This window comes from Serratia sp. AR11 (assembly GCF_056376275.1).
In genome coordinates, this window is record NZ_CM150739.1 from 5,308,842 (window position 1) to 5,322,104 (window position 13,263).

7 protein-coding genes, 2 tRNA genes, 2 rRNA genes and 1 riboswitch are annotated in these 13,263 nt (G+C 53.3%); of the genes, 2 read left to right on the forward strand and 9 right to left on the reverse strand.

Translation table 11 applies throughout. The features are described from left to right. Positions 1 to 28: 28 nt before the first annotated feature. The 6 genes from ACSOSI_RS25050 to btuB all read right to left on the reverse strand — a co-directional run bounded on the left by ACSOSI_RS25050 (position 29) and on the right by btuB (position 8,175). Positions 29 to 2,937 (reverse strand): 23S ribosomal RNA (locus ACSOSI_RS25050). Between the two features lie 193 nt (positions 2,938 to 3,130). Next, a tRNA-Ala gene (locus ACSOSI_RS25055) sits at positions 3,131 to 3,206 on the reverse strand. Between the two features lie 124 nt (positions 3,207 to 3,330). Continuing rightward, positions 3,331 to 3,407, reverse strand: a tRNA-Ile gene (locus ACSOSI_RS25060). A 102-nt stretch (positions 3,408 to 3,509) separates the two neighbouring features. Continuing rightward, a 16S ribosomal RNA gene (locus ACSOSI_RS25065) occupies positions 3,510 to 5,052 on the reverse strand. The 16S and 23S rRNA genes sit together here with 2 tRNA genes alongside, the layout of an rRNA operon. A 443-nt stretch (positions 5,053 to 5,495) precedes the next feature. Beyond that, entirely contained in the window at positions 5,496 to 6,359 is an 864-nt protein-coding gene (murI, locus tag ACSOSI_RS25070) for a glutamate racemase (RefSeq protein ID WP_012147443.1), read from the reverse strand. Then, positions 6,304 to 8,175, reverse strand: coding sequence for a TonB-dependent vitamin B12 receptor BtuB (btuB, locus tag ACSOSI_RS25075; RefSeq protein WP_476706321.1), 1,872 nt, complete (start codon positions 8,173 to 8,175; stop codon positions 6,304 to 6,306). The genes murI and btuB overlap by 56 nt, the downstream gene beginning before the upstream one ends. A gap of 68 nt (positions 8,176 to 8,243) precedes the next feature. Next, a riboswitch (cobalamin riboswitch) is annotated at positions 8,244 to 8,452 on the reverse strand. 124 nt (positions 8,453 to 8,576) lie between these two features. On the opposite strand from btuB, the gene trmA reads away from it, so the two are divergent. Then, positions 8,577 to 9,680 carry a tRNA (uridine(54)-C5)-methyltransferase TrmA gene (trmA, locus tag ACSOSI_RS25080; RefSeq protein ID WP_115183542.1) on the forward strand — a complete coding sequence of 368 codons (1,104 nt, stop codon included), beginning with the start codon at positions 8,577 to 8,579 and terminating at the stop codon, positions 9,678 to 9,680. A gap of 44 nt (positions 9,681 to 9,724) precedes the next feature. Here the strand turns inward: trmA and ACSOSI_RS25085 are convergent, their stop codons facing one another. Together ACSOSI_RS25085 and fabR are read right to left on the reverse strand one after the other, a co-directional pair. Next, a complete protein-coding gene (locus ACSOSI_RS25085) occupies positions 9,725 to 10,093 on the reverse strand; it encodes a YijD family membrane protein (RefSeq protein WP_012147446.1) in 369 nt (122 codons plus the stop codon). Between the two features lie 13 nt (positions 10,094 to 10,106). Further along, a complete protein-coding gene (fabR, locus tag ACSOSI_RS25090; RefSeq protein WP_085120094.1) occupies positions 10,107 to 10,739 on the reverse strand; it encodes an HTH-type transcriptional repressor FabR in 633 nt (210 codons plus the stop codon). A 217-nt stretch (positions 10,740 to 10,956) separates the two neighbouring features. On the opposite strand from fabR, the gene sthA reads away from it, so the two are divergent. Then, complete coding sequence (sthA, locus tag ACSOSI_RS25095) at positions 10,957 to 12,354, forward strand: Si-specific NAD(P)(+) transhydrogenase (RefSeq protein ID WP_012147448.1); 1,398 nt, start codon at positions 10,957 to 10,959, stop codon at positions 12,352 to 12,354. On the opposite strand, the gene oxyR is transcribed toward sthA, so the two are convergent. Further along, positions 12,337 to 13,254 (reverse strand): DNA-binding transcriptional regulator OxyR, encoded by a 918-nt coding sequence (gene oxyR / locus ACSOSI_RS25100; protein WP_012147449.1) that lies wholly within the window; start codon positions 13,252 to 13,254, stop codon positions 12,337 to 12,339. The two genes, sthA and oxyR, sit on opposite strands and share 18 nt — an antisense overlap. Between the last annotated feature and the right edge of the window lie 9 nt (positions 13,255 to 13,263).

The following is a 13,263-nucleotide window of genomic DNA, read 5'->3' on the forward strand; positions in this document are numbered from 1 at the left end:
TCTCAAATCAAAACACTTTTGGTGTTGTAAGGTTAAGTCTCACGGATCATTAGTACTGGTTAGCTCAATGCATCGCTGCACTTACACACCCAGCCTATCAACGTCTTAGTCTTAAACGTTCCTTCAGGGGAATCAAGTTCCCAGGGAAGACTCATCTCGAGGCAAGTTTCGCGCTTAGATGCTTTCAGCGCTTATCTTTTCCGCACTTAGCTACCGGGCAATGCCATTGGCATGACAACCCGAACACCAGTGGTGCGTTCACTCCGGTCCTCTCGTACTAGGAGCAACCCCTCTCAATCTTCCAACGCCCACGGCAGATAGGGACCGAACTGTCTCACGACGTTCTAAACCCAGCTCGCGTACCACTTTAAATGGCGAACAGCCATACCCTTGGGACCTACTTCAGCCCCAGGATGTGATGAGCCGACATCGAGGTGCCAAACACCGCCGTCGATATGAACTCTTGGGCGGTATCAGCCTGTTATCCCCGGAGTACCTTTTATCCGTTGAGCGATGGCCCTTCCATTCAGAACCACCGGATCACTAAGACCTACTTTCGTACCTGCTCGAGCCGTCACTCTCGCAGTCAAGCTAGCTTAGGCCTTTGCACTAACCTCACGATGTCCGACCGTGATTAGCTAACCTTCGTGCTCCTCCGTTACTCTTTGGGAGGAGACCGCCCCAGTCAAACTACCCACCAGACACTGTCCTCACCCCGGATCACGGGGCCGAGTTAGAACATCAAACATTAAAGGGTGGTATTTCAAGGTTGGCTCCACGCAGACTGGCGTCCACGCTTCAAAGCCTCCCACCTATCCTACACATCAAGGCTCAATGTTCAGTGTCAAGCTATAGTAAAGGTTCACGGGGTCTTTCCGTCTTGCCGCGGGTACACTGCATCTTCACAGCGAGTTCAATTTCACTGAGTCTCGGGTGGAGACAGCCTGGCCATCATTACGCCATTCGTGCAGGTCGGAACTTACCCGACAAGGAATTTCGCTACCTTAGGACCGTTATAGTTACGGCCGCCGTTTACTGGGGCTTCGATCAAGAGCTTCGCCTTGCGGCTGACCCCATCAATTAACCTTCCAGCACCGGGCAGGCGTCACACCGTATACGTCCACTTTCGTGTTTGCACAGTGCTGTGTTTTTATTAAACAGTTGCAGCCAGCTGGTATCTGCGACTGGCTTCGGCTCCGAGAGCAAGTCTCTTCACCTACGCGCCAGCGTGCCTTCTCCCGAAGTTACGGCACCATTTTGCCTAGTTCCTTCACCCGAGTTCTCTCAAGCGCCTTGGTATTCTCTACCTGACCACCTGTGTCGGTTTGGGGTACGATTCTGTGTTACCTGATGCTTAGAGGCTTTTCCTGGAAGCTTGGCATCAACTACTTCTGCACCGTAGTGCATCGTCATCACGCCTCAGGGTTAGATAAGCAACCGGATTTACCAGGTCACTCCCCCTACACGCTTAAACCGGGACAACCGTCGCCCGGCTAGCCTAGCCTTCTCCGTCCCCCCTTCGCAGTAACACCGAGTACAGGAATATTAACCTGTTTCCCATCGACTACGCCTTTCGGCCTCGCCTTAGGGGTCGACTCACCCTGCCCCGATTAACGTTGGACAGGAACCCTTGGTCTTCCGGCGAGCGGGTTTTTCACCCGCTTTATCGTTACTTATGTCAGCATTCGCACTTCTGATACCTCCAGCAACCCTCACAGGCCACCTTCAACGGCTTACAGAACGCTCCCCTACCCAACAACGCCTAAGCGTCGCTGCCGCAGCTTCGGTGCATGGTTTAGCCCCGTTACATCTTCCGCGCAGGCCGACTCGACCAGTGAGCTATTACGCTTTCTTTAAATGATGGCTGCTTCTAAGCCAACATCCTGGCTGTCTATGCCTTCCCACATCGTTTCCCACTTAACCATGACTTTGGGACCTTAGCTGGCGGTCTGGGTTGTTTCCCTCTTCACGACGGACGTTAGCACCCGCCGTGTGTCTCCCGTGATAACATTCTTCGGTATTCGGAGTTTGCATCGGTTTGGTAAGCCGGGATGGCCCCCTAGCCGAAACAGTGCTCTACCCCCGAAGATGAGTTCACGAGGCGCTACCTAAATAGCTTTCGGGGAGAACCAGCTATCTCCCGGTTTGATTGGCCTTTCACCCCCAGCCACAAGTCATCCGCTAATTTTTCAACATTAGTCGGTTCGGTCCTCCAGTTAGTGTTACCCAACCTTCAACCTGCCCATGGCTAGATCACCGGGTTTCGGGTCTATACCTTGCAACTATTCGCCCAGTTAAGACTCGGTTTCCCTACGGCTCCCCTATACGGTTAACCTTGCTACAAAATATAAGTCGCTGACCCATTATACAAAAGGTACGCAGTCACCCAACTAGTAGGCTCCCACTGCTTGTACGTACACGGTTTCAGGTTCTATTTCACTCCCCTCGCCGGGGTTCTTTTCGCCTTTCCCTCACGGTACTGGTTCACTATCGGTCAGTCAGGAGTATTTAGCCTTGGAGGATGGTCCCCCCATATTCAGACAGGATGTCACGTGTCCCGCCCTACTCATCGAACTCACAATTAATGCATTTTAGTGTACGGGACTATCACCCTTTACTGTGCGACTTTCCAGACGCTTCCACTAACACAAGAACTGATTCAGGTTCTGGGCTCCTCCCCGTTCGCTCGCCGCTACTGGGGGAATCTCGGTTGATTTCTTTTCCTCGGGGTACTTAGATGTTTCAGTTCCCCCGGTTCGCCTCATACGACTATGTATTCATCGTATGATAGTGCAACGAATTGCACTGGGTTTCCCCATTCGGGTATCGCCGGTTATAACGGTTTATATCACCTTACCGACGCTTATCGCAGATTAACACGCCCTTCATCGCCTCTGACTGCCTAGGCATCCACCGTGTACGCTTAGTCACTTAACCTCACAACCCAAAAGTGTTTCCACCTTCGTGCTGCTACATTTGAGAGACTCTATGACAGGGTACTCCTTACTCCAGTACATCTACGGAGGAGTAAGTTTCAGCTGTCATGTTTCAATTTTCAGCTTGTTCCAGATTGTTAAAGAGCAATATCTTAAACATGACTCTTGCGAATCAGTTTTAAGATTTTTTGATATGGTGGAGCTAAGCGGGATCGAACCGCTGACCTCCTGCGTGCAAGGCAGGCGCTCTCCCAGCTGAGCTATAGCCCCATATCAGAAAAGCATTTTTCACACCTTATCTACTACCTTCGCCAATTCGCTTCTCGTCAAAGCGATGTCCTACGACGTTTATTCACATAAACGAATAGGGCGACAACGCAGGATAGGAGAGAATTGGTGGGTCTGAGTGGACTTGAACCACCGACCTCACCCTTATCAGGGGTGCGCTCTAACCACCTGAGCTACAGACCCGACAAGGTGCTTTAAGACTTAACCGCGAAGATTAAGCCTTATGCTCTCTTTCATTTCATCAGACAATCTGTGTGAGCACTTCACGCAATCAATATCATTAGGTAAGGAGGTGATCCAACCGCAGGTTCCCCTACGGTTACCTTGTTACGACTTCACCCCAGTCATGAATCACAAAGTGGTAAGCGCCCTCCCGAAGGTTAAGCTACCTACTTCTTTTGCAACCCACTCCCATGGTGTGACGGGCGGTGTGTACAAGGCCCGGGAACGTATTCACCGTAGCATTCTGATCTACGATTACTAGCGATTCCGACTTCACGGAGTCGAGTTGCAGACTCCGATCCGGACTACGACGTACTTTATGAGGTCCGCTGGCTCTCGCGAGTTCGCTTCTCTTTGTATACGCCATTGTAGCACGTGTGTAGCCCTACTCGTAAGGGCCATGATGACTTGACGTCATCCCCACCTTCCTCCGGTTTATCACCGGCAGTCTCCTTTGAGTTCCCACCATTACGTGCTGGCAACAAAGGATAAGGGTTGCGCTCGTTGCGGGACTTAACCCAACATTTCACAACACGAGCTGACGACAGCCATGCAGCACCTGTCTCAGAGTTCCCGAAGGCACTAAGCTATCTCTAGCAAATTCTCTGGATGTCAAGAGTAGGTAAGGTTCTTCGCGTTGCATCGAATTAAACCACATGCTCCACCGCTTGTGCGGGCCCCCGTCAATTCATTTGAGTTTTAACCTTGCGGCCGTACTCCCCAGGCGGTCGACTTAACGCGTTAGCTCCGGAAGCCACGCCTCAAGGGCACAACCTCCAAGTCGACATCGTTTACAGCGTGGACTACCAGGGTATCTAATCCTGTTTGCTCCCCACGCTTTCGCACCTGAGCGTCAGTCTTTGTCCAGGGGGCCGCCTTCGCCACCGGTATTCCTCCAGATCTCTACGCATTTCACCGCTACACCTGGAATTCTACCCCCCTCTACAAGACTCTAGCTTGCCAGTTTCAAATGCAGTTCCCACGTTAAGCGCGGGGATTTCACATCTGACTTAACAAACCGCCTGCGTGCGCTTTACGCCCAGTAATTCCGATTAACGCTTGCACCCTCCGTATTACCGCGGCTGCTGGCACGGAGTTAGCCGGTGCTTCTTCTGCGAGTAACGTCAATGCAATGTGCTATTAACACACTACCCTTCCTCCTCGCTGAAAGTGCTTTACAACCCGAAGGCCTTCTTCACACACGCGGCATGGCTGCATCAGGCTTGCGCCCATTGTGCAATATTCCCCACTGCTGCCTCCCGTAGGAGTCTGGACCGTGTCTCAGTTCCAGTGTGGCTGGTCATCCTCTCAGACCAGCTAGGGATCGTCGCCTAGGTGAGCCATTACCCCACCTACTAGCTAATCCCATCTGGGCACATCTGATGGCGTGAGGCCCGAAGGTCCCCCACTTTGGTCCGAAGACGTTATGCGGTATTAGCTACCGTTTCCAGTAGTTATCCCCCTCCATCAGGCAGTTTCCCAGACATTACTCACCCGTCCGCCGCTCGTCACCCAGAGAGCAAGCTCTCTTGTGCTACCGCTCGACTTGCATGTGTTAGGCCTGCCGCCAGCGTTCAATCTGAGCCATGATCAAACTCTTCAATTAAAAGCTTGATTTGCTTCAACTCGTGAAGCGATGCTCGAAAATAACTTTCGTAATAGTCATTCAGTTGGACAAGCCAACGAAACAACTTATTGCTTGGTCACTCTTCAAGACTTGATATTTTTTCGAACCCGAAGGTTCTGGATATCGTCTTGTGGAGTGCCCACACAGATTGTCTGATAAATTGTTAAAGAGCGTTCGTTACGGAGATAACTCTCGGTAACGCGGGAGGTGCATATTACGCTTTCCCGCTGAAGAGTCAAGCTTTTTTCTTATTAAGAAACGGTGTTTTCACCGGCTTGCTTCTTCCTGGCTGGGCGACTTGGTTCTCGTTAGAGGAGTCGTTGTTCCCGGTCAGTGGAGGCGCATTATAGGGAGTTCTCAGAACGCCGCAACCCCTAATTTCAATATTTTTTCCGACCGTTGAATGTTTAACCAAAACGCGCTTAAACAGGCAGTTTTTTCAACGATTTAAAGCCATATCCCTGCAGAACGGGCAATAAAGCGTCAGTGTCTTCATTTAACGCCATGCAATACGCCAGATTATCTTCCTGCGTAGACACCAGATTTTCCTGTGTCGAGATCAACCAGGCGGTACGACGGGCGATTGCCGCGCCGGAATCGATCAGCCGGGTTCCCTCAGGCAACACCTGCATTAACTCTTCTGCTAATAAAGGGAAGTGGGTGCAACCGAGAACTACGGTATCCGGCGGCTCACGCATGCTCAGCCATGGATGCAGGATTTTCTTCAGCGTTGGCAAGGGTACAGCTTCGCCATGCAGCTTGGCTTCTGCCAGTTCCACCAGCTCTGAGGACCCCAATAGCTCAATTTTGCAATCGGTGGCGAAGCGGGCAATCAACTCATGAGTATAGGTGCGCTGTACGGTACCGCGGGTAGCCAGCAGGCCGACAACGCCATTGGCGGTCAGACGGGCGGCAGGTTTGATGGCAGGTACCACACCAACGACCGGGAAGGTAAAGCGTTCACGTAAGGCCGGTAAGGATACGGTACTGGCGGTGTTACAAGCGATGATGACTATCGCCAGAGGATGGCGCTGCTGCACCGCACTGACAATCTCCAGCACGCGTTCAACAATAAACTCTTCGGATTTCTCACCGTAGGGAAACGCCACATTATCGAAAGCGTATATATAGTGCAGGTCCGGCAACAGTTGCCGAACCTCTTGATACACCGATAACCCGCCGACGCCGGAATCAAATACCAGTACCGTCGGACGGGTCTTCGCGGTGGTGTTAGAAGGTATAGCTTCCAGTGAGGTAGTATTCTCTTCCTGGAGTAGCGTAGCCATAAGCCGTCTCATAATCTTTATCAAACAGGTTGGCGATTCTACCACGAACTGTCAGATGAGATGTGACCGGATACGAAACTGCGAGATCCCACAGGCTGACGCCGCCGAGTTTGACGCTTTGCTCGGGGTAGGTGCTGTAGTCTTTGTCATAGCGCTCCCCCAGGTATTGATAGGTGACCGCCCAGTCAAAATCATAGACCTGCCAGTCCAGCTCATACTTCACCTGCTGTTTGGCGCGACGCAGCAGCACTTCGTTGGTTTTGGCATTGCGTGGGTCGACATAGTCGTAGCCGATATGGTGGGTTAACGGCCCGGTATCAAACGAAGCCGTGGCTTCTATACCTTTAATAGTAGCCTTGCCGATATTGTAATAAACGTAATTGGTCTCCCCTGTGGAATCAATCAGGTTATCAATATCGTTACGGTAGCCGGAAACGCGCCAGGTCACCGGACCTGTCAAACCTTCAAAACCGCCTTCCCACTGTTTACTTTCTTCCGGCTTCAAATCGGTATTATTACCAAAGTTGCCATACAGCTGGCCCATATTTGGGGCTTTAAACGCCGTACCATAGGAAGCAATAAAGCGGTACCCTTCGACAAACTCCCAGCCCGCGCTGGTTTGCCAGGTACCATGCCAGCCGAATTCAGAATGATCGTCACCACGCACCGCCCCTTCCAGGGTTACCGGGCCAACCAACTGCTGAGCGGTCAGATAGATACCGGCGTTACGCTGACTTTTCTCACCGTTGACCGTAGTGGAGTTCGGCTTGATCTCCTGGTGTTGCCAATCAACCCCTGAGCTGACCGTCCCCTGGCCCAACTGCAGGGTATTCCCCCACTGCAGGTTGTATTGCTCTGAATCCACCAAACTTGCCGAACTGTCATGCATACCCAGTCGAGGATCGTAATCATAATCCTTGCTATGGCTATAACTGCCAATCAGTTGTGTCGCGTAGATACCTTCTTTATAACGCAGGCCGGTATCCCAGGTCTGGCTGTACAGCTTGCGAGTATCTACCAGTGGGCTGGTCGGGGAGGAATAATAAGCATCGTAAGCCGTACGGTTGTCATAACCATAACCACGCACAAAGCCGCTAATGGTCTCATTGAACTGATGGTCAACAGCGCCGTACAGCGCTTTACTCATGTAGCCATCGCGATCCTGCTGGCTCTGCATACCGGTACTGCCGTAAGCCACTACATCATAGCCTTTGGTATAGGTATAGTTGCCGGCGAGCGTCGCCACCGTGCTGTCGCCCAACTGTTGCTGAGTGGAAGCGTCATAGGCCTGATAGCCGTTTGAACCCATACCGGCAGAAAGCGTAGTGCCGTTCTTTTCACGGGTGGTAATAATGTTCACCACGCCACCGATGGCATCGGAACCATAGACAGCCGAACGCGGTCCGCGAATATATTCGACTTTCTGCACCAGCGAAATCGGGATCTGGCTGAGGTCGGAGGAACCACTGATACCGGCCTGGTTAAGGCGAATACCGTCGATCAGCACCAGGACATGGCTGGAGTTGGTACCGCGGATAAACAGCGAGCTTTTTTGTCCCAGGCCACCATTCTGCCCGACATCCACCCCCGGCAGGCGGCGCATCACATCGGTCAGGCTTTTTGCCTGCCAGCGGTCGATTTCGTCACGGGTAACGACAGAGGTGGGTGCCAGCACGGAAGAAACCGGCTGTGGGAAGCGGTTGGCGGAAACCACCAGGTCATCGCTGTTATTGGCTGTGGTGTTGTCTTGCGCCCATCCAGAAAAAGCCGTGATGGAAGAAACCACCGCCAGCAGTGTATTTTTTGTAATTGTCATGAAAAAGCATCCAAACTTAATTGGCGGATGCCGCAGGATCATGGCCGGTATTTCGCGACGGCCACGGACATTGCGACGTAACACCGGCAGGTCTTCGGGCTTGGGAGTTGCGGGTGGCCTGTGAGCTACCTGCACCGGGCGATGACTTCCCATCCTGCAATGGACAGTGTCTGCGTAAAACGCTATCGCCGTGACTTCCCCTTACCGCTGCGCGTCAGCTCCGGATTCGAACCGGATTCCCTTTTCACTCGCTGCTTGAGGCCGGACGACAATGCTACGATCAATGTAAATAGATGTCTAGACTGCTATCAGTGTTACAAATAATAAACACGACAAAACTGGACTTCACGGACTGATTCCCTACAATCCCCGCTGATCAATTTTGCCTGACGAGAAGAAACATGACGCCCGAGAATTTGCCTATTGAACGTTACGATGACCAACTGGCGGAGAAAACTGCCCGGCTGAAAACGCTGATGTCTCCGTTCACGGCACCCGAGCCGGAAGTGTTCCGCTCGCCGGTAAGCCACTACCGCATGCGCGCCGAATTCCGCATCTGGCATGATGAAGACGAGATGTACCACATCATGTTTGATCAGCAGACCAAACAACGCATCCGCGTCGACAAGTTTCCTGCCGCCAGTGAATTGATTAACCGCCTGATGAGCGCCCTGATCGCTGCCATCAAGCCGGAGCCGATTCTGCGCCGTAAGCTTTTCCAGATTGACTACCTGTCGACCCGCAGCGGCAAAATTATTGCCTCACTGCTGTATCACCGCAAGCTGGACGACGAATGGCAGCAGCAGGCAGAAAAGCTGCGTGATGATCTGCGCGCGCAGGGCTTTGACCTGCAGCTGATTGGCCGCGCGTCTAAAATGAAAATCATGCTGGATCAGGATTATGTAGACGAAGTGCTGCCGGTAGCCGGCCGCGACATGATCTATCGCCAGGTGGAAAACAGCTTCACCCAGCCGAATGCGGCGCTGAATATACAGATGCTGGAATGGGCGCTGGACGTCACCACCGGTTCTAAAGGCGATTTGCTGGAGTTGTATTGCGGTAACGGTAACTTCTCTTTGGCATTGGCGCGTAACTTCGAGCGGGTGCTGGCTACCGAAATCGCCAAACCTTCGGTCGCTGCGGCACAGTACAATATTGCGGCCAACCAGATCGATAACGTGCAGATTATCCGTATGGCAGCGGAAGATTTCACCCAGGCGATGAACGGAGTGCGTGAGTTTAATCGGTTGAAGGGTATCGATTTAAGCAGCTATAACTGCGAAACCATTTTCGTCGATCCGCCACGCAGTGGGCTGGACGATGAAACGGTGAAAATGGTGCAGGCCTATCCGCGTATTTTGTATATCTCATGCAACCCGGAAACGCTGTGCGCCAATCTGGAGACCTTGCAGGAAACCCACAGCATCAGCCGCCTGGCGCTGTTCGATCAGTTCCCGTACACCCATCACATGGAATGCGGCGTACTGTTGGAGAAACGCGTTTAATCTGACAGGGGCGCCATTATTGCTGCGCCCCTGCTTTACGCCCATCAGGCCGGCGTATTCTCATCCAGCGCCTTGCGCGCCTTCAGCTTGATACCAATCCAGAACACCAACGCCACGGAAATGATCGCCGGCAGGAAGTTAGAGCCAATCTGCGGGTATTCGGCCCGGACGATCGCACTGTACAACAACACCCCCAACAGGAAGGTCGCTGCGGCCAGCTTGGGCATGCCGTCCGGCATCGCACGGTGCAAATAACGCTGGTGCAGACAGTAAACCGCCAACACCAAAGTCAGGATAGGGAAAATCGAAAACGGCACCACCGAGCTGAACAGCGCGGCGAACGAACCGTTGATCGAGAGGCCGGCAATCAACGCCAGCAGTAAGGTGCCATTCTCACGGCTTGGTTTTTCCATCGCTTTCTACCTTTTATACGTGGGATACAGAAGCTTTTTCTTGTTGGCGGCGATACCAATAATAAGCACCTTTGGAAATCATCCGCAGTTGCAGCACTAAACGTTCCTCAAGCCGACGCCGTTGTTCGATATCGATATCCAGCGCTTCAGCACCGGCGCTGAATACGATAGTCACCATGGCTTCCGCCTGCGCTTCGGTAAAACTGCGCGGCATATGGTTTTCCAGCTCGAGGTAATCTGCCAGTTCGGCGATAAAGTGTTGGATCTCACGCGCTACCGCCGCACGAAAGGCCGATGAAGTACCGGAGCGCTCACGCAGCAACAGACGGAAGGCGTTGGGATTATTGCCGATAAACTCCATAAAGGTGGAGACAGAGGTGCGGATCACGCTGCCCCCCTTGGCAATACGCTGGCGTGCCTGACGCATCAGTTGCCGCAGCATCAGGCCGCTCTCATCAACCATGGTCAGCCCCAGCTCATCTACGTCACGAAAGTGGCGGTAGAATGAAGTCGGTGCGATGCCCGCTTCACGCGAGACTTCACGCAGGCTCAGGCTGGCGAAGCTGCGTTCGGCGCTTAGCTGGCTGAAGGCCGCCTCGATGAGGGAACGACGCGTCCGTTCTTTTTGTTGTGCTCTGACGCCCATATGCATATCCAGATAAGATCCATTTTGTCAGTCTAACGCCGTAGACCCGGCAATATAGCAAATTTTATTGCAACAGCATTTATACAAACGCGCCCTGTCACAGTTTCCGCCTGCACCATTTGTGCTTTGCCTCAAAAAGCCTAATGGTGATTGGGCACTCAGCGCTATGATGTTAAGATACCGTTGTAATTTTGTAATTAAGACAGGTCTCTCCCCTATGCAACAGCACTATCAATTTGATGCCATAGTTATTGGCTCGGGCCCTGGTGGTGAAGGTGCCGCTATGGGGTTGGTGAAACAGGGCGCCCGCGTGGCCGTTATCGAACGGTACAATAACGTAGGCGGCGGATGTACCCACTGGGGTACCATCCCGTCCAAAGCCCTCCGCCACGCCGTTAGCCGCATTATCGAATTCAACCAGAACCCGCTTTATAACAACTCACGCACGCTCAGCGCGACATTCCCTGATATTTTGCGCCATGCCGATAACGTGATTAACCAGCAAACCCGGATGCGCCAGGGATTCTATGAGCGTAACCAATGCAAGCTGTTTGCCGGCGACGCACGCTTTATCGACGCCAACACCGTCAGCGTCAGCTATATGGATGGCACTCAGGACACTATCCGCGCCGACCATATCGTCATCGCCTGCGGTTCGCGCCCTTACAATCCGTCGAGCGTCGATTTTAACCATCCGCGCATTTACAACAGCGATTCAATCCTCGAACTGAACCACGAACCACGCCACGTGATCATTTACGGCGCCGGGGTTATCGGCTGCGAATATGCATCTATCTTCCGCGGGTTGAACGTGAAGGTCGATCTGATCAACACCCGCGATCGCCTGCTGGCGTTCCTCGACCAGGAAATGTCGGACTCGCTGTCTTACCACTTCTGGAACAACGGCGTGGTGATCCGTCACAACGAAGAGTTCGAGAAGATCGAAGGCACCGACGACGGCGTGATTGTTCACCTGAAATCCGGCAAAAAAGTGAAAGCGGACTGCCTGCTGTATGCCAACGGCCGTACCGGTAACACCGACTCACTGGGGCTGGAGAACGTCGGTCTGGAATCAGACAGCCGTGGCCTGCTGAAAGTGAACAGCATGTACCAGACTGCGCTGTCGCACATTTATGCCGTGGGTGACGTAATTGGTTACCCAAGCCTGGCATCTGCCGCTTACGATCAGGGCCGTATTGCCGCGCAGGCGATTGCTTCAGGCGAAGCCAGCGGGCATCTGATTGAAGACATCCCCACCGGTATCTACACCATTCCGGAAATAAGCTCCGTCGGTAAAACCGAGCAGGAACTGACGGCGATGAAGGTGCCGTATGAAGTGGGCCGCGCCCAGTTCAAACATCTGGCGCGTGCGCAGATTGCCGGGATGAACGTCGGCAGCCTGAAGATCCTGTTCCATCGCGACACCCTGCAGATCCTCGGGATCCACTGCTTCGGTGAGCGTGCGGCGGAGATCATTCACATCGGCCAGGCGATCATGGAACAGAAAGGTGAAGGCAATACTATCGAGTATTTCGTTAATACGACCTTCAACTATCCGACCATGGCCGAAGCCTACCGGGTGGCAGCGCTGAACGGCTTAAACCGCCTGTTTTAGCGTGGTACCCAGGTAGTTTTGCATGTGCTCGCGGATCGCCTCGGCCAATTGCTCATAACGACTGCGCAATGGGGAGCCGGGGCGGTACACCAGCGCAATGGTGCGCTTGGGTTCAGGTTTATAACAGTCGAGATAGCACACGCCGTCACGCTCGCGCTGTGGCGGTACCGCCAATGAAGGCAACAACGTAATACCACTGCCCGCCGCAACCATATTGCGCAGCGTTTCCAGGCTGGTCGCCCGGAAATGGGTATCCTCGTCGGCACCGGCCTGGAAGCAAAAGCCCATTGCCTGATCGCGCAAGCAGTGCCCATCTTCCAGCATCAGCAGTTTTTCCCCTGCCAAGTCCGGCATCGCCACACGGTCACGCTGCGACCATGGGTGATCAGAGTACACCGCCAGCTTCATTGGCTCATCAAACAACGGCACTTCGATAAAGGCTTCGGTTTCCTTCACCAACGCCAGGATCGCACAGTCCAGTTTACCGCTGTCGAGTTGCGCCAGCAGCTGTTGGGTTTGCGCCTCATGCAGGTACATTTCCAACTTGGGAAAGGTTTTATGCAGCGTAGGGATGATCTGCGGCAGCAAATAAGGCCCGACGGTCGGGATCAGGCCGATATGCAACGGCCCGGACATGGCTTCGCCCTGCTGGCTGGCCATCTCTTTCAGCACTTTGACTTCGCGCAGCACAGTACGCGCCTGCTCCACCAGCAACAGGCCCGCCTGGGTAAATAGCACCTTACGGCTGGTGCGTTCGAGCAACATCACACCCAGTTCGTCTTCCAGCTTGCGGATCTGCCCACTGAGCGTGGGTTGGCTAACATGGCATGAATCGGCGGCACGGCGGAAATGCCGGTGCTCGGCCAAGGCGACCAGGTACTCTAAATCACGAATATTCATTGTTTCCCT